Annotated in this window: 24 protein-coding genes; 12 read left to right on the forward strand and 12 right to left on the reverse strand. The window is 39.7% G+C overall.

The genetic code is table 11. From position 1 onward, the window contains the following. Positions 1–66: 66 nt before the first annotated feature. Complete coding sequence (locus Q0X72_RS04665) at positions 67–453, reverse strand: DUF423 domain-containing protein (RefSeq protein ID WP_297762484.1); 387 nt, start codon at positions 451–453, stop codon at positions 67–69. 79 nt (positions 454–532) lie between these two features. Here Q0X72_RS04665 and Q0X72_RS04670 point away from each other — a divergent pair, with 79 nt between their 5' ends. After that, positions 533–1906 carry a saccharopine dehydrogenase family protein gene (locus Q0X72_RS04670; RefSeq protein ID WP_297762485.1) on the forward strand — a complete coding sequence of 458 codons (1374 nt, stop codon included), beginning with the start codon at positions 533–535 and terminating at the stop codon, positions 1904–1906. Between the two features lie 47 nt (positions 1907–1953). Then, positions 1954–2424, forward strand: a complete 471-nt coding sequence (locus tag Q0X72_RS04675) for an Lrp/AsnC ligand binding domain-containing protein (RefSeq protein ID WP_297762486.1) — start codon at positions 1954–1956, stop codon at positions 2422–2424. A 54-nt stretch (positions 2425–2478) separates the two neighbouring features. Here Q0X72_RS04675 and Q0X72_RS04680 read toward each other — a convergent pair whose 3' ends face one another. The 3 genes from Q0X72_RS04680 to leuS all read right to left on the reverse strand — a co-directional run bounded on the left by Q0X72_RS04680 (position 2479) and on the right by leuS (position 7404). Then, a complete protein-coding gene (locus tag Q0X72_RS04680; protein ID WP_297762487.1) occupies positions 2479–3174 on the reverse strand; it encodes a zinc metallopeptidase in 696 nt (231 codons plus the stop codon). A gap of 95 nt (positions 3175–3269) precedes the next feature. Next, positions 3270–4370 (reverse strand): alanine dehydrogenase, encoded by a 1101-nt coding sequence (gene ald / locus Q0X72_RS04685; protein ID WP_297762488.1) that lies wholly within the window; start codon positions 4368–4370, stop codon positions 3270–3272. 199 nt (positions 4371–4569) lie between these two features. Then, positions 4570–7404, reverse strand: a complete 2835-nt coding sequence (gene leuS / locus Q0X72_RS04690; protein WP_297762489.1) for a leucine--tRNA ligase — start codon at positions 7402–7404, stop codon at positions 4570–4572. 116 nt (positions 7405–7520) lie between these two features. On the opposite strand from leuS, the gene Q0X72_RS04695 reads away from it, so the two are divergent. The 6 genes from Q0X72_RS04695 to Q0X72_RS04720 all read left to right on the forward strand — a co-directional run bounded on the left by Q0X72_RS04695 (position 7521) and on the right by Q0X72_RS04720 (position 13006). Then, entirely contained in the window at positions 7521–9431 is a 1911-nt protein-coding gene (locus tag Q0X72_RS04695; protein WP_297762490.1) for a T9SS type B sorting domain-containing protein, read from the forward strand. Positions 9432–9530: 99 nt separating this feature from the next. Beyond that, on the forward strand, positions 9531–10409 hold the full coding sequence (locus Q0X72_RS04700) for a permease-like cell division protein FtsX (protein WP_297762491.1): 879 nt from the start codon (positions 9531–9533) through the stop codon (positions 10407–10409). A gap of 10 nt (positions 10410–10419) precedes the next feature. Then, on the forward strand, positions 10420–10683 hold the full coding sequence (locus Q0X72_RS04705; RefSeq protein WP_297762492.1) for a DUF3098 domain-containing protein: 264 nt from the start codon (positions 10420–10422) through the stop codon (positions 10681–10683). After that, entirely contained in the window at positions 10684–11478 is a 795-nt protein-coding gene (locus Q0X72_RS04710; RefSeq protein WP_297762493.1) for an undecaprenyl-diphosphate phosphatase, read from the forward strand. It begins immediately after the preceding gene. A 9-nt stretch (positions 11479–11487) separates the two neighbouring features. Continuing rightward, on the forward strand, positions 11488–12201 hold the full coding sequence (gene truB / locus Q0X72_RS04715) for a tRNA pseudouridine(55) synthase TruB (protein WP_297762494.1): 714 nt from the start codon (positions 11488–11490) through the stop codon (positions 12199–12201). Between the two features lie 43 nt (positions 12202–12244). Next, positions 12245–13006 (forward strand): hypothetical protein, encoded by a 762-nt coding sequence (locus Q0X72_RS04720; RefSeq protein WP_297762495.1) that lies wholly within the window; start codon positions 12245–12247, stop codon positions 13004–13006. Here Q0X72_RS04720 and Q0X72_RS04725 read toward each other — a convergent pair. The 5 genes from Q0X72_RS04725 to Q0X72_RS04745 form a co-directional block, all read right to left on the reverse strand. Beyond that, complete coding sequence (locus Q0X72_RS04725; protein WP_297762496.1) at positions 12989–13615, reverse strand: thioredoxin family protein; 627 nt, start codon at positions 13613–13615, stop codon at positions 12989–12991. The two genes, Q0X72_RS04720 and Q0X72_RS04725, sit on opposite strands and share 18 nt — an antisense overlap. 107 nt (positions 13616–13722) lie before the next feature. Further along, a complete protein-coding gene (locus Q0X72_RS04730; RefSeq protein ID WP_297762497.1) occupies positions 13723–15126 on the reverse strand; it encodes a TolC family protein in 1404 nt (467 codons plus the stop codon). Between the two features lie 2 nt (positions 15127–15128). Then, the gene (locus Q0X72_RS04735; RefSeq protein ID WP_297762498.1) at positions 15129–16481 is read right to left on the reverse strand and encodes an HlyD family secretion protein; all 1353 of its coding nucleotides are present in this window, start codon (positions 16479–16481) and stop codon (positions 15129–15131) included. 5 nt (positions 16482–16486) lie between these two features. Further along, positions 16487–18154 carry a peptidase domain-containing ABC transporter gene (locus Q0X72_RS04740; protein ID WP_297762499.1) on the reverse strand — a complete coding sequence of 556 codons (1668 nt, stop codon included), beginning with the start codon at positions 18152–18154 and terminating at the stop codon, positions 16487–16489. Next, entirely contained in the window at positions 18147–18833 is a 687-nt protein-coding gene (locus tag Q0X72_RS04745; RefSeq protein ID WP_297762500.1) for a TetR/AcrR family transcriptional regulator, read from the reverse strand. The genes Q0X72_RS04740 and Q0X72_RS04745 overlap by 8 nt, the downstream gene beginning before the upstream one ends. A gap of 329 nt (positions 18834–19162) precedes the next feature. On the opposite strand from Q0X72_RS04745, the gene Q0X72_RS04750 reads away from it, so the two are divergent. From Q0X72_RS04750 to Q0X72_RS04760, 3 genes are all read left to right on the forward strand, one after another. Beyond that, on the forward strand, positions 19163–19333 hold the full coding sequence (locus Q0X72_RS04750; protein WP_297762501.1) for a hypothetical protein: 171 nt from the start codon (positions 19163–19165) through the stop codon (positions 19331–19333). A gap of 161 nt (positions 19334–19494) precedes the next feature. Then, positions 19495–20058: a DNA-3-methyladenine glycosylase I gene (locus Q0X72_RS04755; RefSeq protein WP_297762502.1), complete on the forward strand. Its 564-nt coding sequence runs from the start codon at positions 19495–19497 to the stop codon at positions 20056–20058. After that, positions 20048–20632 carry a hypothetical protein gene (locus tag Q0X72_RS04760; protein WP_297762503.1) on the forward strand — a complete coding sequence of 195 codons (585 nt, stop codon included), beginning with the start codon at positions 20048–20050 and terminating at the stop codon, positions 20630–20632. The genes Q0X72_RS04755 and Q0X72_RS04760 overlap by 11 nt, the downstream gene beginning before the upstream one ends. Positions 20633–20649: 17 nt before the next feature. Here Q0X72_RS04760 and aat read toward each other — a convergent pair whose 3' ends face one another. Genes aat through Q0X72_RS04775 form a run of 3 tightly spaced genes read right to left on the reverse strand, consistent with a single transcriptional unit; the run spans position 20650 to position 22613 of the window. Beyond that, the gene (aat, locus tag Q0X72_RS04765) at positions 20650–21315 is read right to left on the reverse strand and encodes a leucyl/phenylalanyl-tRNA--protein transferase (protein ID WP_297762504.1); all 666 of its coding nucleotides are present in this window, start codon (positions 21313–21315) and stop codon (positions 20650–20652) included. 54 nt (positions 21316–21369) lie between these two features. After that, positions 21370–21744 carry a DUF3127 domain-containing protein gene (locus Q0X72_RS04770; protein ID WP_297762505.1) on the reverse strand — a complete coding sequence of 125 codons (375 nt, stop codon included), beginning with the start codon at positions 21742–21744 and terminating at the stop codon, positions 21370–21372. 2 nt (positions 21745–21746) lie between these two features. After that, positions 21747–22613, reverse strand: coding sequence for a flavin reductase family protein (locus Q0X72_RS04775; RefSeq protein WP_297762543.1), 867 nt, complete (start codon positions 22611–22613; stop codon positions 21747–21749). A gap of 116 nt (positions 22614–22729) precedes the next feature. On the opposite strand from Q0X72_RS04775, the gene Q0X72_RS04780 reads away from it, so the two are divergent. Continuing rightward, entirely contained in the window at positions 22730–23878 is a 1149-nt protein-coding gene (locus Q0X72_RS04780; protein WP_297762506.1) for a HAMP domain-containing sensor histidine kinase, read from the forward strand. Positions 23879–23880 lie beyond the last annotated feature (2 nt).

The following is a 23880-nucleotide window of genomic DNA, read 5'->3' on the forward strand; positions in this document are numbered from 1 at the left end:
GATGAGATATTTTCTTGTACAAAACTAGATAAAAATAGAGCAGTGCCCTATAAAATAGGACAATGTTTAGCCTAAATACTTAAAAACACGATGTCCAATTAACACCCAACCGCTTATAAGGAATCCGCCCCCCAAAGGAGTAATAAAAGCGAGGGATTTGAAATTAATAGAAGTTAGCTCATTGGTGGCCAATAAATAAATGGAGAATGAAAAAAACACAACCCCAATAGTGAAACAGTAATAGATCCATTTTTTTTGCGTAGCTGTCCATTGTACCGTAGAACCTAACCACAAAAGTACTAATGCGTGATACATTTGATAAGTGACCCCTGTTTGGAAACTATCAAGGGAAGACTCACTTAGCATGCTCTTCAATCCATGAGCCCCAAATGCCCCTAAAATCACAGAAAGCACTCCAAAGAAAACAGCTGTAAGTAAAATTGTTCTGTTCATAACTTAATGGCCTTGTTTTTTTATAAATGTAACAAATTGATACCTTAGTATTTCTTGAATTCAAAAGTAACTCATAAGAATGACGCGTAAAATTTTGATCTTAGGAGCTGGGAAATCTACCTCCTATATGTTAGATTATTTTCTGGAGAAATCCTTGAGTGAAAACCTGCAGATAACCATTGCCGATCTTAATACCGATGCTATTCCGGCTCATATTAAAGAACATAGTGCCTGTACTCTTTTAACCCTTGATATCTCAAATTCTGAGAAAAGACAAGATACTGTCTCACAGGCAGATATTGTTGTATCCATGTTACCTGCACGATTCCATGCTACTATTGCTTCGGACTGCCTGTTGCTTAAAAAAAATCTCGTCACAGCATCCTATGTAAATGATGAAATGAGATCAATGAATGAGAGAGTCAAAAAGGCCGGACTAATCTTTATGAATGAAATAGGTCTAGATCCGGGGATAGATCATATGAGTGCCATGCAGGTCATTGATCGTATTCGAGATAAAGGAGGAAAAATGCTCTTATTCGAATCCTTCACCGGAGGTTTGGTTGCTCCTGAAAGTGATTCTAACCTGTGGAACTACAAATTTACCTGGAACCCGAGAAATGTTGTGATAGCCGGGCAGGGGGGTACTGCCAAATTCATTCAGGAAGGAACCTATAAATATATTCCGTATCACAAGCTCTTTCGTCGTACAGAATTCATGGAAATAGAAGGCTACGGAAAATTTGAAGCCTACGCCAACCGCGACTCCCTGAATTACAGGGAAGCTTATGGTTTAGAAGATGCCCTTACCCTTTATAGAGGTACTATGCGCAGGGTTGGCTTTTCGAATGCATGGAACATGTTTGTACAACTTGGCATGACAGATGACAGCTATATTGTCGAAAATTCGGAAAGATTGTCCTATAGAGACTTTACGAATCTATTCCTGCCCTATTCTCCCACAGATTCTGTGGAACTAAAATTACGGCATTATCTCAAAATAGATCAGGATGACAGTAAGTGGAGTAAGCTGCTAGAATTAGATCTTTTTAATCCCAAAAAGATAATTTCGCTTAAAAAGGCAACACCCGCACAAATGTTACAAAAGATACTTGAAGATCAGTGGACCTTAGCAGAAGATGATAAGGATATGATCGTTATGTATCACAAATTTGGCTATGAAATTAATGGGAAAAAAGAACAAATAGATTCAAATATGGTAGTGTTGGGAGAAAATAGAACCCACACAGCGATGGCCAAGACCGTTGGACTTCCCGTTGCAATGGCAACCCTTTTGATCCTAAATAAAAAGATCACTACTCCCGGGGTGCAGATCCCGATCAAAAAGGAAATTTATGAGCCAGTATTAAAAGAACTAATCACTTATGATGTAGTATTCAATGAATATAAAGTGCCCTATCTTGGGTATAATCCAGATTCTGTTGCTGGTTAGAATATGTAAGGAGAAATAGTATCTTTAGTAAATTTCAAAACATAAATATGTCTTCTTCTAACGATAAAGTAAAAATAGATGGTATTGACAAAAAGATACTGCGGTATTTGATGGAAGATGCCAGGAGACCTATTCTGGAAATTTCACGAAATATTGGTATCTCTGGTGCCGCTATTCACCAACGGTTGCGGAAACTAGAGAAATCTGGTTTAATCGCCGGGTCTAAATTTGTAATAAATCCAAAAATTCTGGGCTATACGACCATGGCATATATTGGAATTTTTCTCGATAAGGCAATGAGTAATCCTAAAGCTGTAAAAGCACTGGAGAAGATCCCCGAAGTTCTGGAATGTCATTACACCACCGGGAATTGGTCTATCCTAATCAAGGTGCTATGCAGAGACAATGAACATCTAATGCATCTCCTTAATAAAAATATTCAGCAAATTGAAGGAGTGTCAAGAACAGAGACCTTTATTTCGCTCAATCAGCAAATAGACCGTCAAATTACTATCTAATAAAAAAAGCCAGTTCGTTAGGATCCAAACTGGCTTCACTCAATATTATTCAAACTAATCTCTTCCTCCTAATACTTGTAACCCCCAATAAACGAGAGTTGCCAAAGATCCTATGGCCGCTACTAAATAAGTGCGTGCGGCCCAATTAAGGGCATCTTCAGATCCTTTAAACTCTTCCTGGGTTACCATGTTCTTTTGTTTTAACCAAGCCAATGCTCTGTTACTGGCGTCGTATTCCACCGGAAGTGTAATAAAACTAAATAAGGTAGCTAAACCCATCAAAATTAGTCCAGTAACCGCTACCCAAAATCCAAGTCCGGCTCCTGCTGCTGCACCTAAAATAATACCCCCGAAAACAATCCAGGTAGACATACCAGAAGTAACACTTACTACCGGGACCAGTTTGGAGCGTAAGGTCAACCATTCATAGGCATGTGCATGTTGCACCGCATGGCCACATTCATGAGCGGCCACCGCCGCCGAAGCTGCATTTCTCTGATTATATACACTCTCACTCAAATTTACTGTCTTGTTTACAGGATTATAGTGATCTGTTAACATCCCTGACGTAGAGACCACTTTTACATCTCTTATGCCATGGTCTGCCAACATCTTTTCTGCAATTTCTGCTCCACTCATTCCATTTCTAAGATGCACCTTGGAATAATGTTTGAACTTGCTTTTCAATTTACTACTTACCAGCCAACTTACCAATGCAATGGCTCCAAGCAAAATATAATAGATCATCATATAATTCTCATTTAACAATTAAAATTACAAAATACATAGCAAAAACCCCGCCAAGGAAGGCGGGGTGAAAAATACTGACAAAATGTAAGTAAATCTTACGCTAGTACCTCATCCCATTGAAATGTTTCAACGATTTCCTGATAGGCTACTTCACCTTCTATAATGTTCAATCCTTTGTGCAGTGAAAGATCTTCTTCGCATGCCTTATACCAGCCTTTGTTGGCCAGTGAAAGAACATATGGCAGTGTTACATTGGTCAATGCCATGGTAGAGGTATATGGCACAGCACCGGGCATATTGGCTACTGAATAATGAACCACGTCATCAATAATATAGACCGGATCTTCATGAGTAGTTGGTTTCGTGGTTTCCACACACCCTCCCTGATCTACAGCCACATCTACGATAACAGTTCCCGGCCTCATAGATTTCAGCATATCCCTGGTAATAAGATTAGGAGCTTTTGCGCCTTTCAAAAGTACCCCTCCTATGATCAGATCATGGGTTTTTATGTGCTTTCTAATATTAAATTCATTTGAAAACTCTGTAACGACATGACTTGGCATTACATCATTGATGTAACGTAATCGTTTCATGTTAATATCCAAAATAGTTACGTGTGCCCCCAAACCTGCTGCCATTTTAGCAGCCTGAGTTCCTACGATACCGGCACCCAGGACCAACACTTTCCCCGGAGCAACACCTGGTACGCCTCCCAATAGAACTCCTCTTCCTTTTGCAGGTTTTTCCAGATACTTAGCTCCTTGTTGAATAGCCATTCTTCCTGCCACTTCAGACATTGGTGTTAGTAATGGTAATGAACCATCCTCATCTTCCACAGTTTCATACGCAATGCAAATGGCCCCGCTTGCAATCATGGCCCGTGTCAATTTTTCACTAGAGGCAAAATGAAAATAAGTAAATATGACCTGCCCTTTTTGAATTAAGTTGTATTCCTCCTCTATGGGCTCCTTCACTTTAACGATCATATCGCCAAGTGCGTAGACTTCAGCAATAGAGTTCAGTATGTCTGCACCAGCCTCTATATAATCCCTGTCATAAAAGCCACTACCCTCCCCTGCAGTAGTTTGTACGTACACCGTATGATTGTTTTTTACTAATTCAAAAACGCCCGCAGGTGTCATGCCTACGCGACTCTCATTATTCTTAATTTCTTTTGGTACCCCGATGATCATATGTATATGTTTATTTCGTTCACCTCAAATTTGTAATTATTATTCGAAGTTTGAAAATAATATCGACAAAATGCAGGGGTTAAATTATAAAATACAATAGTTTAATAAGATTACACCCCTTATTTTTAGGGGGTATTGTCTAAAATATTAATATTTCTAAGCTTTTTAGGCTAAAATTGGGGGGGTCAAATAATTTGTGTCATCCTACTATATTGACAATCTTACCGGGGACCACAATGATCTTCTTTGGAGTCCGACCTGCTAATTGCGCCTTTGTCTTTTCGTGGTTAAGCACTTGCACTTCTATTTCATCTTTGGAAAGGTCTAACGGCAATGTGAGTGTAAATCGCATCTTACCATTAAAAGATATTGGATACTCCTTGTTATTCTCCACAAGGTATTTTTCCTCGAACTTAGGGTAGGCTGCAACACTTACAGAGGTAGTATGTCCTGCCTTTTCCCACAATTCTTCTGCCAGATGAGGGGCGTAAGGAGCTATAAGTATGGTTAAGGACTCCAATATGCTTCTACTGTAACATTTTTGAGCAGATAGTTCATTGACACAGATCATAAAGGTTGCTACTGAGGTGTTAAACGAAAAGTTTTCAATATCCTCGTTTACTTTCTTAATGGTTTTATGAAGGGTCTTTAGTGACTCTGCTTTAGGTTCTTCATCGGACAGAAGAAAAAGTCCATCTTTCTCTGAATGGTACAAACGCCACATCTTTTTTAGGAAAGAATACACCCCGGTGATCCCTGCGGTATTCCATGGCTTAGATTGCTCTAAGGGCCCCAGAAACATTTCGTATAACCGCAAGGCATCTGCGCCATATTCTTCACAGATTGCATCGGGATTTACAACATTGTATTTAGACTTCGACATTTTTTCTACTTCCCGTCCTACATAAAAAGAACCATCTTCAAGAACAAAATCTGCCTCTTTGAATTCGGGACGCCAGGCTTTAAAGGCTTCTATGTCTAGCTCATCCGAGGAGTTCACCAAAGATACATCGGCATGGATAGGATCTACGCGTTTGTCTTTTGTCAATCCCTTTGAAAGCAACTTATTGGTTCCCTCTTCTCTATACACAAATGCACTGGTACCCAGGATCATTCCCTGATTAATGAGTTTCCTGGCATATTCTTCCTTGGTTACCCAGCCCATATCGAACATAAACTTTTGCCAGAACCTGGAATACAATAGGTGACCAGTTGCGTGCTCAATTCCACCTATATATAGATCAACATCTTGCCAATAGCCAATGGCCTCCTTTGAAAAAATAGCCTCGGTATTCCCCGGATCCATATATCTGTTGAAGTATTGAGAACTCCCGGCCCAACCCGGCATAGTATTTAACTCTAATGGGAAAACTTCTTTATGATCTATGCGGTCATTGGAGACTACTTTCTCTGTCTTACTGCACCAGGCCCAATGGACGGCATTCCCCAAGGGGGGCTCACCTGTTTCGGTTGGTAAATATTTCTCCACCTCAGGCAAGGTTAAAGGCAGCTTGTCTTCAGGGATCATCTTTGGCACATCGTTTACATAGTATACGGGAAATGGCTCTCCCCAGTATCGTTGCCTGCTAAACACGGCATCTCGCAGTCTGTAGTTTACTTTTCCTTTTCCAATCCCTTTCTTTTCCAACTCCTCTATTACTCTTTTTGAAGCTTCCTTGTAGGGAAGCCCGTTTAAAAAATCGGAATTAGCAATAATAGTCTGCTCCTTATCCGCAAATGCTTCTTCAGAAATATCTATCCCTTCAAAAATGTTTGGAATGGGAATATTAAAGTGCTTAGCAAAATCATAATCGCGTTGATCCCCGCATGGAACTGACATTACCGCCCCTGAACCATATCCGGCCAGGACATAGTCTCCTATCCATATTGGAATTTTTTTCTGCGTAAAAGGATGAAGCGCATAGGCCCCGGTAAATACACCACTTACAGTTTTTACATCGGCCATACGGTCGCGTTCTGAGCGCTTAGAAGTCTTAAGCACATAGCTATTTACAGCTTTTTTCTGTTCTTGGGTGGTGATCTTATCTACCAGTTCATGCTCCGGTGCAAGAGTCATAAAACTCACTCCAAACAAAGTGTCGGGTCTGGTTGTAAATACCTCTATCGGATAGGAGGAATTGTTCTCTGAAGAAGGTGCCGTAAAAAAAGTAAGAGATGCCCCTACAGAGCGGCCAATCCAATTGGTTTGAGCATCTTTCAATGGTTGTGGCCAGTCAATAGTGTTCAACCCATCTAATAATCGTTGTGCGTAAGCCGTGATCCGCATACTCCATTGCGTCATTTTCTTTCGAACAACAGGATGACCACCACGCTCTGATACTCCATTTATGATCTCATCATTCGCCAATACAGTTCCCAGAGCGGGACACCAATTAACCTCTGTATCTGCCAGATAGGTAAGTCGATATTTTAAAAGTAGCTTTTGTTGTTCACTTTGGCCTAATGCATTCCATTCTTCAGCAGATATTATTGGTGTTTCCTCATCACAAACCGCATTGATCCCTGCGTTTCCATCAGATTGTAACCTTTCTTCCAGATCTGATATTGATTCTGCTTTGTTAGTGTCTATGTTATACCAGGAGTTGAATAATTGAATAAAGATCCATTGGGTCCATTTGTAATAAGCCGGATCTGAAGTGCGCACTTCCCGACTCCAGTCGAATGAAAATCCCAATTTATCTAATTGCTCTCTATACCTTTTAATATTAGTTTCGGTCGTAAGGGCAGGATGCTGACCAGTTTGAATAGCATATTGTTCAGCAGGCAATCCAAACGAATCATATCCCATAGGATGGAGCACATTAAAGCCTTTATGCCTTTTGTAGCGCGCATATATATCGCTAGCGATATAGCCAAGCGGGTGGCCCACATGCAATCCTGCCCCTGACGGATACGGAAACATATCCAGGACATAGAACTTTTCCTTATCCGATTGATTGGTTGCCTTAAAAGTCTGGTTCTTGGCCCAATAATGCTGCCATTTATCCTCGATTCTCCTAAAATCGTAGCTCATCTTTATGTCTTTCTCATTCTATAGCGGCAAAAATAGGCGTAATCCCTGAAACGGGAAAGCCAATACTTCGAACAATAGTGCGTTTAAATAAAAGGCAGTGCTAAAACAGCGCTACAATGAATCTTAAAATTATATATTTAGCCCTCGAAATGAGAATTTTTAAAGCTATTGTTATAATTATCGCCTGTAATTTTACCCAACCACTTTTTGCTCAATTGGGTTTTTGTGCTGGTAATTCCGGGAGTCCAATATTTTCCGAAGATTTTGGAACGGGCACTGCAAATGGCCCGGCATTGCCGGCAGGCACCACCACCTATACCTATGTAAATGGCGCCCCGAATGATGGTAGTTATACCATTACGAGCAGCACGGCAGGTTATTTCGATTGGTTTAATATACAAGATCATACCCCGGATGACATAAGCGGTAAAGCGTTTATCGTAAATGCAAGTTTTACCCCAGGAGAGTTTTATAGAAGAACTATTACCGGTCTATGTGAGAACACCTCCTACGAATTCTCATCCTGGCTTTTGAACCTACATCCCAGATCTGGTGCCGGATGCCCGGGAAATGGTATTCCTGTTAATGTAAAATTTCAAATTTTAGATAGTACAGGAACAAACATACTAGCGGAAGGTGATACAGGAGATATAGAGGACAAGACCACTGCGGAATGGGGACAGTATGCCTTGTTGTTTACAACGGTGCCTGGCCAGACGTCTGTAATCTTGAAAATGATCAATAACGGCAGCGGCGGATGTGGAAATGACCTGGCTATAGACGATATTGTATTTAGGTCCTGTGGAGATCTGATAACACTTTCTGATACTACAAACGAGACATCCATTTATGCCTGTGAAGATGACGGCCCGGTAAGCACTACAATTAATGCCACTCCAGATTTCAGCATTTTTACTACTCATTTCTATCAATGGCAGGAAAGTACAGATGCCATAAATTGGACCGATATTCCCGGGGAAACAACAGACACTTACACCACACCACTTGTCAATACTGATAGCTACTATAGGGTAAAGGTTTCGGAAGACCTCATAAATATTTCCAACGACCTCTGCAATGTTATTTCCGAAGTTTTTGAAATCATATTAGTGCCAACACCCAATCCCCCAAATAACATTGGGGATGTACGTATTTGTGAAAATATAGAAAATGGGATCCTTACTGTCAGGGTACCGCCCGGAATAATTGTAAACTGGTATGATGCTCCCACAGGAGGTACATTGCTGGAGTCTAATAATTCATCGTATACTACAGACACAGCCGGTACTTATTATGCAGAGGCGGTCCCAACTCTAGCTATTTGTCCTTCCGATACAAGAACTCCGGTTACACTAGAATTTTATCCTTTGCCGGTAGTAACTGATGAGGAATTGTTTTTTTGTGAAAATACCAACATTACGTTGGAAGCGAAGGTCACAGGTGTAAATTATGAATGGAATACAGGAGAAACCACCGCAAACATCACTGTTTCTCAACCAGGAACCTATACAGTGGAGGTTACAGATCCCAGGGGATGTTCAAATATCAAAACCATTCTTCTAAATCAGATCGATCTGCCGGTCATTGATGAGGTTATTTCAACTGATCTTGATATCTCGATCTCAACACTTAATGAAGGTGAGTTTGAGTTTTCATTAGACGGAGTTAATTTTCAGGACGACCCGATATTTTTTGATATTCCCGGTGGTGTTTATACGATTTCTTTAAGAAATAATTCGAGTTGCGGAATTGTTACCCAAGAATACTTTCATCTGGTGGTCCCTAAATTTTTTACGCCCAACGGGGATAATATCAATGATGTTTTCAAAATTGATGGCATTGATTCCACTCCTGATTACGAAATCAACTTATATGATCGGTATGGTAAACTGCTAAAAAGCTCTTACAATGCGCCTTTACAATGGGATGGAAGGTACAATAACCGAGAGCTTCCTTCCGGTGATTATTGGTATTCAATAAGGATAGAAGACAAAGTAATCAAAGGACACGTTTCCTTAAAAAGATAAGTTGGAGTTCCGCACTCTAACACTAACATAAAATAATAGTAATCTCCTCAACATAAGGTTCATCATACTTTAGTATTTTTACGCTATTAAAAGCCTACCATGAGTACATCTTTTGAACGCTATCAAAAAAGGAAATTGATTTCTTCTTATTTCTCTGTGGTGCTAAGTATTGGACTGGTTCTTTTTCTTCTTGGTGTATTGGGACTCTTAGTCCTTAATACAAAAAAACTGGCAGATCATTTTAAGGAACAAATTACGTTATCGGTCTTTTTAAAAGACAATGCCAAACAAGTGGAGATAGATCAGCTTCAAAAAAGTCTGGTGTTGGCGCCCTATACAAAAACAGCCACCTATGTTTCCAAAGAGGAGGCCGCGGAACAGCACAGTGATGAAATAGGAGAGAATTTTATAGATTTTTTGGGATATAATCCTCTTAAGAATTCAATAGACGTTCAGTTAAAAGCTGAATTTGTTTCTACAGATCAGATCGCCTCTATTGCCGAAGAAATTTCAACAAAGGGCTATGTTGAGGAAGTGAGCTATGACAAACCTTTAATTGCGCTACTCACAGACAATGTTAAAAAGATCTCTTTTTGGATACTGATAGTATGTGCCATTTTTACATTTATCGCAGTACTATTAATTAACAGTTCTATTCGTCTTTCTATATACTCCAAACGATTTATTATTAAAACCATGCAAATGGTAGGGGCAACCAAGACTTTTATTAGAAGGCCTTTTCTCTGGACCAACATTAAATTGGGAATGTTAGGGGCCTTATTGGCATTACTGGTTCTGGGAGGGCTTTTGTACTATATGGATTTAAATTTTCCGGAACTCAATCTTTTTGCCGATCTGTGGTTCCTTGGGGGGTTGTTCTTAGGGGTTTTCATCCTGGGTGTATTGATCTCCCTGTTGAGTACCTTTTTTGCGACCCAACGATTCTTAAATCTAAGAACAGACGATTTATATTATTAACTTTGCAGCCATGGGTAAGAAGCAAAAGAATCAACAGGAAAGCAATAGAAAGGAGTTTATCTTTCAAAAAAAGAATTATCTGTTTATGTTCATAGGCATTGCCTGCATGGCCCTGGGCTTTATTTTGATGAGTGGGGGAGGAAGTGATGATCCCACTGTTTTTAATCCCGACATCTACAGTTTTAGAAGGATACGTCTGGCGCCTACCCTGGTACTACTCGGTTTAGGGTTGGAAGTATATGCTATCCTGTTAAACCCTCATAAGAAAAAATAATTGGAAATCATTGACGCCATCATTCTTGGCATTGTTCAGGGGTTAACGGAATTTCTTCCTGTTTCATCCAGCGGACATTTAGAATTGGGAAAGGCCATTCTAGGAGATGCTTCCATTCCGGAAGACAGTCTTCTGTTTACGGTGGTTCTGCACTTTGCTACTGCTCTCAGCACTTTAGTGGTCTTCAGAGCCGATGTATTGGAGATATTAAAAGGATTATTCAGTTTTAAATGGAATGAAGAGACCCAGTTTTCTCTTAAAATCATTCTTTCAATGTTCCCTGCTGCTTTAGTGGGCTTGTTTTTTGAAGAAAGACTAGAAGGGCTTTTTGGTGAGAATGTTCTGCTTGTTGGTTATATGCTTATGATAACGGCACTGCTATTATATCTGGCAGACAGAGCTAAAGAAACCGAGAAAAAAGTTACTTTTTTGAATGCTTTTATTATTGGAGTTTCACAGGCCATTGCAATTTTACCCGGGATCTCCCGAAGTGGAGCTACCATCTCAACATCGGTGCTCCTTGGAATAGACAAATCAAAAGCAGCCCGATTTTCATTCCTTATGGTCGTACCCCTAATTCTTGGTAAAATGGCAAAAGATCTTTATGGGGGGCAAATAGATTTTCAAAGTGCCCAAATAGCAAGTTTAGGAGCCGGATTTATAGCGGCATTTATAGCCGGACTCTTTGCCTGTACCTGGATGATCCAATTGGTAAGACAAAGCAAATTGCAGTATTTTGCTATTTATTGCTTCCTGGTAGGCCTTATTGCCATCGGTTTTGGCCTTTGGAATTAACATTTTTATATGCAAGCCTCGGTTGAATCCATATCTAAAGATGAGTTCCTGGAAGGGCAAGTATTGCTCATTGACAAACCCTTGGGCTGGACATCCTTCCAAGCGGTAAATTCCGTAAAATGGACGATCAGGAAAAAGTTTCAGCTTAAAAAAATTAAAATTGGGCATGCGGGCACTCTAGATCCGCTAGCTACGGGTTTATTGGTGGTGTGTACAGGAAAGTTCACGAAGAAGATCGCAGAGTTACAAGGGCAATTAAAAGAGTATACCGGTACCATGACACTTGGTGCAACCACTCCATCCTATGACCTAGAGACGGAAGTGCAAGAATTTGCTAACACGGATGGTCTAAATAAACAGGAAATCCTCCAAACAACCGCCCAGTTTACAGGTATAATTCAACAAAAACCACCACTATTCTCCGCCTTAAAAAAAGATGGAAAAAGATTGTACGAATATGCCCGGGAAGGGAAGGAAGTTGAAATACCATCCCGTTCTGTCGAAATTTTGGTTTTTGAGATTACGGGCGTTAAAATGCCGAATGTACACTTCCGAGTTGTATGCAGCAAAGGCACTTATATGCGATCACTGGCCCACGATTTTGGAAAGGCATTGGGAGTTGGGGCACATCTTTCGGCCTTAAGAAGAACCAAAATAGGGGACTATTACGTAGATAATGCAGTAGATCCTACTATTTTCAGAGAACTCTTATTAAAAGAGTAAGCTGTACTTTTTGTATTTTTAGTAACCTGCTTAGAACTTTTTTATGAAAAAAGTATCAGATCTTTTCCATGGGTTAATGAATTTGAATAGAAATCAGCTTTCTTTTATCATTACCTTTTTTTCCCTTTCCCTGATGATCTTGCTGCTTTACAATCTACATCTGGGAGCAGAGCAAGAGGATGAATATGTAATAGAAATGAGTCTGGCCGATGAAGATTTGCAGGCACTTTTGGAAGAAGAAGAGAAAAGGGCCGAAGAATTGGCCAATGCAGATCCTATAAAAAGTAGCCAGGCCGTCAATGAAACTGCTAAACCTAGTATCGGTAGCCCTGAGCCTTTAAAAACGCTGGAAGAGCTTATGGAAGAGCATAATATTAATCCGGAAGACAATTCCATGGAAGACATTATAAATGCCGATCCCGAATTTGCAGCTGCTTTAAAGGAAATGGCCAAAATAAGGGAAGAGCGCAAACAGGAGTTAGGTGAAAAAGAAGCTGAGAAAAAAGAATTCACAGATTACCTGGCAAACAAACGCACTCGTATTACCTATTCTTTGATAGATAGAAGGAATTTTGAACTTCCTCCTCCCATCTATACCTGTCTGGAAGGCGGAACAGTAGTGATCAACATTAAGGTAGATAAGTTTGGCTATGTTACGGATGCCGAATTTAATTCCACCAGCTCTAACACTTCTAACGGGTGTCTGGTTGAAAATGCCATAGAATATGCGCTTAAAGCCAGATTTAACTCCTCCACAAAGATCTCGCAAATAGGGACAATCACCTATCTATTTCAGAGCAAGTAGCTTTTGAAAGTCGTTTAGGATATTTTGTCCTTTATCCTTATTGAACCATTGTTGTAGTTCTTCCTTAAATTCCGGAGATAAGGCTCCATGTTTTTGTCTGTACTCATTAGCCATTATGGTAGCTTTTGTAGGTAGCGGACCCCAGGTTCCCAAAACTTCTGAAGTCTCTTGATCTATCACGATCAATTTAGGGATCGCCATTTTCTCATTGGTAAGAAATGCATCCATCAATTTTGGATGTTCATTGCGAAGTACGATCTTAAGATCTATTCGATCGTTGTAGGAGGCAATCTTATTCATCACAGGAAGTGAAGGAGCGGAATCACCGCACCAACTTTCAGTGATGACCAACCAGTATACTTTTTGTTGATAGTCTGTTAGCTGCTTTACGACCTCTTCCAATATTTTCAATGTTTTATCCCAGCGGCGCATTCTTTTATCGTTCAGCACAGTATAGTGCTTATTGTCTTCGGTTTGTTCCGGTCCGGTGGTGCCATTATTAGCAGCTAGTTTTGAGACCAATTCCCGAAATTGAGCATAAGACATGGATTTGGAAATGGCCTTATGGATGATATCTTTTGTAGTATGTTCAGTAAGCGTATTGTTCATTATAGTGGTATTAGTACTTTGGAATAATTATTCGATTCAATTGTTGACCTGTACTTGGTAGGGTAAAGCATTCTTTCCTTACAATTCTAATGCAAGAATACAGGTATTTACAAATTCTCCGGATTGATCGCCAGACTCTTAAAAAGCTTTGCTTTGGCCCCAAAGAACTTGTTTTGAAGCTCGTTTTGTTTAAGCCTGGCATCTATAAGTTTGTTTTCCCTGCTATTGATCAGGAACAATGAACTCTCGCCAAAACTAAATTTACGTTCTTCACCGTTAAGCAATATTCCATAATTATTTACAATATCAAAAACTAGTTCATTTTGCTCTTCATAGGAATCGAGTTCATTGTAGATAGCAAGGATCTTATTAGTAATAGATACGGTAGCACTAGAATATTCATATTCTGCATCGCGCAATTTATATTTTGCCAATTTTAACTCCCCCCGCTCCTTCCGCAAGAAGAGAGGAAGACTAATATTAACGCCTCCCTTATAATTTTCTGTCTCCAACGAATTGATCAATTCCGGCGTCTCTGTCAAAAAATTATATTCCAGATCAATCTTTGGCAACAATTGGTTTGTCTTTAGCCTTCTATCTATGATCAACTGATCTATTTTAAGGCCCAACGATTGTATTTTTGGATGATTTTCAATGGTAAAGCTATCTAGAGACCGTCCAAGTATCTCCAGGGCAGTATCAATTTCATCTTGCAGAGAAGTGTCAGGTATTACATTATCCTCTAGTTCTAATGGCACATTATTAGACATCCAAAGGAAATTAGAAAGCTCTAAACTCTTGTTCTGTAGTTGCACTTCAGCCTGGGTTAAACTTAAGGCCCTGTTCTGATAGGCAATTTTTGCTTCCACAGTATCTATTGCAGCAATGTCGCCAGAAAGTGCCCTTGCCTTCACGCCATTAAAGCGGATCTCTGCATTGTTCAAAAATTGCCTGTATATCTCCCTGGAATTATAGGCTCTTAACCAGTCAAAATACGCCACTGATGCATTAAAAAGGATTTCATTGACCAGAAGGTCCCTGTCTACAACAGATTGCTCTCTGAAGAACTTAGCCTTTCGCAGTGTCGCCATCCTATCATTTGCCAGAAACCCCCTCCCTAGTGAGAAAGAAACACCTGCGCTATAGAGTCCGTCTTCCGGTAAGGTTTCATCCGGGTTTAGAAATTGGCCATCTGTTTGTTCAAAATTTCCCTTTAATTCAATTCCGTACCAGGTGGGGATCTTAAAAGTAGCATTCAGCCTATCGTAATATTCTGTCCCTTTAAATTTCTTACGGTCATAGTCAACTTCCACTTTGGGATCAAAACCACCTCTTGCCTTCATAAGGTTGGCCTCTCCAATGGCCAGGACCAATTCGGCTTGTTTCGCAATTGGATGGTATTTCTTAACATATCCCAGGTATTCCCGGAAATTCAGTTTGAGGGTGTCATTCCCCTGACCTGAAAGCGACAGGGATACTAATAAACACAACAATGGAAGATACTTCTTCATACTTACTTTTTCTCATTTTGTGCCATCCCATCTTCGGGCTGATAATAATTTGGCGGAAAACCATTTAATTGTCTCCAGAGCTCATACCAGATAGGAACATCATCAAGTAGCGCGAGTGTATTTGCTCCGGAGCCTACGCGAATGTCCTTAGGCCAAGGATTATCATCCGGATCCTGAGCGAGTAATACCCTGTACTTCCCATTATTACTTATAAATGTTTCAATAGCGATGATCTTACCGCCATAGGTTCCATAGGATACATTGGGCCACCCACTAAAAACAATGGCAGGCCATCCATCAAATTGTATCCTCACTTTTTCTCCTATACTTACCAAAGGCAGGTCTATGGGAGCCACATAGGTTTCCACAGCCATGGCATATTCTGAAGGCATGATCCCTACCAATTTATCTCCTTCCTTAAAGGTCTCACCAATTCCTGCCTGCAAGGCTTTATTGATATAACCACTCTGAGGTGCCCGGATATAGTACATCTGGCTGCGGATCTCGTAATTGGTGTATTCGTTTTCGAGCTTGGTCACCTGGGCCTCCGAATCGAACTGATTAGACTGGGCAGTGAACATATCGCTCTGGGCTTTAGAGATCTTATCCGTGTATTCTGCCTGCACCCGATTTATCTCCATTGAAGCATTAAGAATCTCGTTCTTAGATGCCAGTAGTTTATTTTCCTGAGAAATTAGTTTTGCCTGTGTTTCCTGAAGTTTCAGCCTTTTTTCTTCCACATCTGTCACGGCTTTTAGTCCTTCTTCTTCTAATTTCTCAACCCTCTCGAACTGTCTTTGCGCGATAGTTAGGTTAGTTTTGGCAGCCTCCAAGTCAATACTATCGCTTTGTACTTTTAAATTGGCTTGTAGCAACTTGTTCCTGGCCTGTTCTAATTTTAATAAACGTTCCCTGTTAAGGGCAATAACCTGAGAGTTAAGTGCCTTTACCTTTCCTTGATAAGAAGTTACGGCCATGGACTTCGATTTAATTTGATCGCCGGTTCTCTCGATTAGATTTGGATCGAAATATTCATTTTTTACTTCAGATATAAAAAGGATGGTATCCCCTTTTGTCACAAAATCGCCTTCCTGAACATACCACTTTTCAATTCTACCGGGGATAGGTGATTGTATTGTTTGAGGACGGTGCTCGGGATTCCGCGTTGTGAGGTATCCTTTTCCTGAGATTGTTTGGGTCCAGGGCAGAAAAAGCACTATGAGTCCAAAAAAGGAAAATGCTAGCAGAAAGCGATTAAAATGCTTGTAATGCCTTTTATGAAATACCCTTTGAGAAGATTTATATCGCAAAAGATCTACCTGCCTATTTAATTTATTAGGTGAAATATTCAACATAACTTCTAACTTTCTTTAATGATTTCGCCATTTTTCATGGTAATGATCCTTGTACAGTTTTTTACCCACTGAGGATTCTGACTTACGACAACGAGTGCCCATGGATTTTTTCTGTCTACTAGGAAATCCATGATCTTCCGGGATTCATCGGGATTAAAATGATCTAGAGGGTCTTTCAGGATCAATAAACGTGGCTTTCGCACAATACTTCTGGCCAGTACAATCTTTTTTGAGATCACGTAAGGTATTTGTTGCCCCTCAGGATAAAGCATAGTCCTCAGGCCTTTTGGTTGCTCTTTAACAAACTCAGTGAGCCCTGCCTTTTCTAGTGCCCAATAGACATCGTCCTCACTTACTGAAACATCCCCAAAGGTGATATTTTCGAGTATGCTGCCTTCAAATGGTGATTCTTCGGTTAAGGACTGACCTACATGAGAGCGGTAGTAATTAAGAGAAATAGAGGTCAAGGACACATTATTAACATAAATGGCTCCTGCATCGGGCTCCAGAATACCTGCCATTAGTCTTAATAGGGTAGATTTGCCCGAACTACTATCACCGTTTATTAAAATGGTACACTCAGGAGTGATCATAAGTGACAACTTTTTTATGACGTATTTATTGGTTTTGGGAACTTTGTATTCAATATCCTTCAATTCTACATTGAACGGGGCATTATCGCTAAAAGGGTGCTCCCCATCCTGAGATTCCAATTCTTTATCTACAACCTGACCGAGTTTTTCGAGCGAAGTAAGCAGGTCATAGAAAGTTTCCAGTCCCAGGATAAGTTTTTCAACACTATTGATTACCAGAAGAATGATAATCTCTGCTGCTACGAACTGGCCTATATTCATCTCCTGATTCAAAACGAGGATTCCACCAATAAGTAAAAGGCCAACTGTAACCAGTACTTTAAAGCCGATCATCTGAATAAACTGGATTACCAGAATACGGAAATGACCTTCACGGGCTTGTAGGTACTTCTCCACCAGAATATCATTTTTATCCATGGCAAGACTGGTCTTCCCGGATAGCTTAAAACTGATGATAGATCTGGCAACTTCCTGTAACCAGTGTGCCACCCTATATTTATTTTCAGACTCTTCCAGGCTGGTGTCCAAACCTTTTTGTGCGGTAAATTTGAACACAAAATAAATTAATAGCAGTAACAGGAAACCATAGATAATAAAGAAGGGGTGGTAAAATGATAGCAACATAAGACCAAAGATGATCTGCAGTAATGCAGCCGGAAAATCTATCAGGATCTTTGCCAACCCCTTTTGAACGGTAAGGGTGTCGAAGAAACGGTTAGCCAGCTCCGGGGGATATACATTACGAAGCTCGCTCATCTTAATTTTTGGAAAGCGATAAGCAAATTCAAAAGATGAACGCGTAAAGATCTTTTGCTGTATATTCTCAATGATCCTGATTTGCATAAGCTGTAAAATCCCAACAAATGCAACCCCAAGAGTTACCAGTATAACAAGGACAATCCATGAGGTGCTAATCTGCGCTCCCTGAATTAAGTTAATGATAGCCTGGATACCCAAAGGAAGAGAGAGGTTAACCAGACCGGCAAAGATGGCATAGTAAAATACCTGCATTACATCTCTTTTATCTAACTGGAGCATTCCCAGTAATCTTTGCCAGGCAGTAAGTACAGTTTTAGCCATTCGTGTTCTTGTTTAAAGAATTAAATACCAAATGAGAGAAGTATTCCGTTGGGGTAACCTCTTTGTTACAATTGGTCAGAGAAGGGAAATGTTGTGTCAGGAAATACTGGTGAAGGGTTCCATCCAATGCAGTACTCGCAAGGCTTGAAGGAAAGGGGTACTCCTGATCAACCTCTATGATCATTTCACTGATCCGTAAGACCATACGCTTATATATTTCAAAATATCCTTCTTTATTTTCGGTGTCTACTTCTTTTGTAAGATAAGATTTTGAGTATTCATTTATAATGATATTATTTAACAAGACCTCATTAATATGAGAAAAGGAGGTATCCAGAACTACTGGCTTGCTTATGATCTCAATTGCTATTCTGAGTTTCTCTGAAGGATCGGCAATACTGTTTGTTGCAAAGACCAACTGATATTCTAACCAACCCCAGTACCAGGAGGTCAAATAAAGTAACAACTTATGTTTGTTCTCAAAATATCGGTATATAGAACTCTCATTGGAACTTATCCTATCTCCTAATTTTTTAAATGTAAATGCCTCAAATCCTATTTCATGGATCAAGAGAATACTGTGTTCCACTATTCTTTTACCCAAAGCAGAAGATTCAGGATCCTTCAAATATGTCTTTTTGTTTACTTCAATCTTGATTGTTTGCAGCAAATGTTTCATAGTAACTTAAATTAAAGGTGCAAATATAATAGTATTACTATCACATACTAGTAGTTTAACTGTTATTTAACAATAGTATTGCTTTTTAATATATTATTTATCTTTTATATTTGTAGTGATCAATTAATAAAACAAAACTTATGGTATTAAAAAGATTGTTTATCGGATGTTTTTTCTGCCTATGCTCTTTTGCGTACGCTCAGGAGAAAAAATAGGTTCCAATAAAAGAAGGGACCATCTTAACTATTGCCCAACCAGCTTCGGCCGAATACCAACACATTCATTTCCCGAGGAAAAACTTTATCATTAAACGAGGTGGTATCGCAGACATGAAATCTGTTTATGGAAAGCAAGTAGAAGTTGTTGCTTTTGCCTATACTGATGAAGGTGACACTAAGGTTACTATTAAACGTACAGATGGAAAGAAGTTTTTTAGAAATTTCCGTACAGTTGATGCACATTTAGAGGATGCATTGTCTTCTGGTGAATTGAAAAAGTAAGAGTTTATTCTCTGCACCGGCCATTTCATTAATTAGAACTAATTCTTGGATGTGGCCGGTGTTTTTTTCCGTAACCCATTCGTATTTCAACTACTATGCAATTTGTTCATGTTTATGCAAATTGATATAATCCACTATCTTTAAGAAAAAGACAGTATAGCATGGAAAAACATCGTTGCGGGTGGTGTCTAAGCAGTGAGCTGTACAAGTCCTATCACGATCATGAATGGGGCGTGCCGGTCAAAGACGATGCTACAATCTTCGAATTCCTGATTTTGGAGACCTTTCAGGCCGGACTTAGTTGGATCACTATCCTAAATAAACGGCAAAATTTCAGAAAAGCATTCGATAATTTCGACTATAAAAAAATAGCTGCCTATAATCAGCAAAAAATAGATTCTCTGTTGCAGGATGCCGGAATTATTCGAAATAAGCTCAAGATCAAAGCAACAATCAGTAACGCTCATGCGTTTATGGAAGTACAAGCTCAGTTTGGAAGCTTTAGCAACTATATTTGGGAATTTGTGGATCATACCCCCATAAAGAATTCCTTTAATAATTATAAAGAAATGCCCGCAACCACTGAAATATCTGATCGCCTAAGCAAGGATCTGAAGTCCAGAGGTTTTAAATTTGTTGGCAGTACAGTGGTTTACGCCCATATGCAGGCAACAGGGATGGTAAATGATCACGAAATCACTTGTTTCCGATACCATGAAGTATAAACAAATTCTCTTTATTTTAATATGTTCCTGTTGTATTCAGGGTGTAGCTCAAGCCAAGTATGAAAGAGAACATCGAATTAAAAAAAGTCAGTTCCCTGAAGAGGCTCATGCCTTGCTCGCCAATGAGATCACTAAAGTAAAAAGGTTGCGCTTCTACAAAGAAACAGATAGTGCCAAAACCAGATTTGAGGCCAAATTTAAAAAAGACAGGCTGCATTATAGCATGGAATTTGATTCTGATGGAATACTTGAAGATGTTGAGATCCTTATCAAAGAAATAGATATCCCCAATGACACCTTTACTTCTATAGAAAGCTACTTAAATCAGTCGTATTCAAAATATCATATTCGAAAAATACAACAACTGTACCCGGTGAAGAATAGGGAAGAGGTTAAAAAGACCCTGAAAGAGGCCTTTCAAAACTTGCTTCTCCCTTCTGTTAACTATAAGCTATTGGTCTCTTGTAAAACTGAGGATGGCAAGATGGATTTCGAATTTCTCTTCGATTCGGCCGGAACTTTTAAGAAAAAGAGAGCATTACTCCCCCCTAACTATGACCACGTTCTTTATTAGTGGTCTTTAGTATGAAATTATTTGTCCACTTCTTTTAATAGTTCCAGATAGTGATCACGAGAGATCAATTCAGCACCTAAGCTTTCCAAGTGATCAGTGTGCAATTGACAATCGATCAGAGCGTAGTTCAATTTTTCCAACTCCCTCGCAAGATGGATCAGGGCATATTTAGAGGCATCTTTCGCTTTACTGAACATGCTTTCTCCACAAAACACATGACCCAGGTCTAATCCATACAAACCTCCAACCAACGTTTCTCCTTCCCAAACTTCATATGAATGTGCATACCCTTTTTTATGAAGCAGAATATAAGCTTCCGTCATCCTATCAGTGATCCAGGTACCTTTTTGGCCAGGTCTGTACGCCTTGGCACAATGTTGAATTACTTCTTTGAATGCCTTGTCTTTAGTAACCTTAAACTTGCCCTTATTTAAGGTATTGCGCATACTCTTAGAGATCTTTATCTTCTCAGGGAACAACACCATTCGTGGATCGGGACTCCACCATAGGATTAAAGAATCTTCATTAAACCATGGAAAAATTGCATTCTTATAGGCCAATAGCAATCGCTCTGGCGAAAGATCACCTCCAACGGCCAAAAGTCCTTCAGAGTTGGCCATGTCTACTGCCGGAAAAAGTAGCCGGTCATCTAGAAATGATATGGGCCTGTTCTTATTCTTCACGGTACTAATTTATCCTCCCTAATACTTGGGAAACTCTTTAAAGGTAGTTATCCTCTAGAAAGGCAGGTCATCGTGGTCTTCTTCATTTAATTCATTGGCAGGCTCAAAGGCGTCCATTGGCGGTACCGGAGGCATTTCTTGAGAGGCACCTGAATCTTGTTTTTCAATGCGCCACCCCTGTATAGAATTGAAATATTTGGTTTCCCCCTGAGGATTTACCCATTCCCTACCGCGAATGTTAATACTCACTTTCACTGTATCGCCTTCTTTAAAAGTGTCTAAAAGATCGGTTTTGTCTTGCACAAACTCAATCATTATAGTTTGTGGATACTGTTCTTCAGTGGTTACAACTAATTCGCGCTTTCTGAAACCTTTAGATCCATAGGTTTTGGTTTCATCAATCATTTTAACTTTTCCCTGTATTTCCATATTTATTGTTTTATCATGAGCACCTTCCAGGCAGAAGACACATCATTATTCATTAAAAATTCCTTTGCTTTCTTGTGCAGATCTTTCTTTCCTGCCATACTCTTTAACTCCGGATGTTGATCCAAAAAAGCATGTATTTCCTCTTTCCCCGGTAAAGCTTCCACATTTCCCAACATCCCCAGGTCATTCCCGGACAGTACCGTACTTGTTCTGATTGGTTCCGGCAAACTATCCACACCTATGCCTCGCGTTCTAACAGGCTTAGGCACTTCAAACATACCAACATTAGCTCGGCTGTACCAATTGCCTCCCATTCGGGCAACCTGATCTATTTTAGACTGGTCAATGCCTCCTTGAGGATCGAGGATGCTTTTTTTAATATGGAGCTTTACCACTTCTGAAAAAACCAAGTTTCCGGCACCTCCCTCTTCCCCAAGGGGTTCTACTTTGGTTACCTTACATTCAAATTGCACGGGTGATTCACCTACACGAAAAGGACGTACAATATCTGAAGGCACCATGGAAAGGCCAGCTTTTATAAATTCGTTCTCTCCTTCGCCATATTCAGTGCTTGCCAGGGACATTTGTTGTACCATATCATAATTGACGACATTGATCACAACTTCTTTGGTGGCCAATATGTTTTCAAGAGTATGTTTGGTCGTATTATCACGTACCCTTCTGGCAGGCGAAAAAATCAAGACCGGAGGATTCGCACTAAATACATTGAAAAAGCTAAATGGAGATAAATTAGGTCGTCCGTTACTGTCTACGGTACTCGCAAAAGCAATAGGGCGTGGGCCTACGGCTCCTAACAGATACCCATGTAATTGGGAGGTAGAGAGTTCTGCGGGATGTACGGCAATCATATTCGACATAGATGACAAAGGTACATAAATTGTATCCAATTTATTATACAGACCAAGGCGTCAAATGCAACAAATGAACTCATTTTAAGTTATCTTTAAAACACGTTTTCCAAAGGATGAACTTTAATCCCAAAAACAAAATCTCCAATATATTCTTGCTGATAGCATCTTTTGTTATCGTAAGTCTCATTCTCTGGAATACCAACAGCTTTTTTAAAAAATTCAAGGAGGAAGAACGGTATAAAATGGAGATCTGGGCCACCGCTCAGTCAGAATTACTTCAGTCCTCTGAAGACCGCGATCTTGGTAACCTGCATGTTAAGATATTTCAGAACAACACCTCTACCCCTATGATCCTTGTGAATAAGGACGGTTCTGTGAAGACCAATAACATGGCCGATAAAATTGAATCAGATTCAGCCCTAATTCAAAAGAAAATTATAAAATTCAGGAGTGAGAATACGCCTATTTCTATTGACTATGAAGGAGAGTCCCTTGCTACTTTATATTACGGTAATTCTGAAGTGCTTAATAAGCTTAAATATTATCCCATAGCCCTGCTACTCATTATTCTTTTATTTGGGACCGTAATCTTCTTTTTCTTTAAGACCAACAAAGCCTCAGAGCAGAACAAATTATGGGCAGGTATGGCAAAGGAAACCGCACATCAGATCAGCACTCCTCTAACATCACTACTGGGTTGGAATGAGCTTTTAAAAAATGAGGATATCAATAATGCAATCACTACAGAAATTGAAAAGGATATTGATAGATTACAAACCATTACTGAGCGTTTCTCCAATATAGGTTCGCTTCCTAAGTTAGAAAGAAAGGACATTGTGGAAGAAACGAGGAAGGCCTTTGACTATTTGCAATTACGAAGTTCTCGCCTTATTCAATATTCTTTTAACACGCATATAGATGCCCTGCCAATTATGCTAAACAGTGCCTTATATAACTGGACCATTGAAAACCTGGTTAAGAATGGTATTGATGCCATGAAAGGGAAAGGATCAATATCTATAGAAATTATGCCCGATGGTAAGTATGTTAACATCCTTATCTCAGATACCGGACAAGGGATCCCAAAAAGCCGTTTTAATACGATTTTTGAACCCGGAGTCACTTCCAAAAAGAGAGGGTGGGGATTGGGTTTATCTTTGGTGAAACGAATTGTAGAAGAATACCATCAAGGTAAGATCAAGGTCCTCAATTCTAGTAAAGAAGGGACTATAATGCAAATTTCATTACTAATAAACCCATAAGT

This window comes from uncultured Muriicola sp., from assembly GCF_947258935.1.
Taxonomy (GTDB): Bacteria; Bacteroidota; Bacteroidia; order Flavobacteriales; family Flavobacteriaceae; genus Muriicola.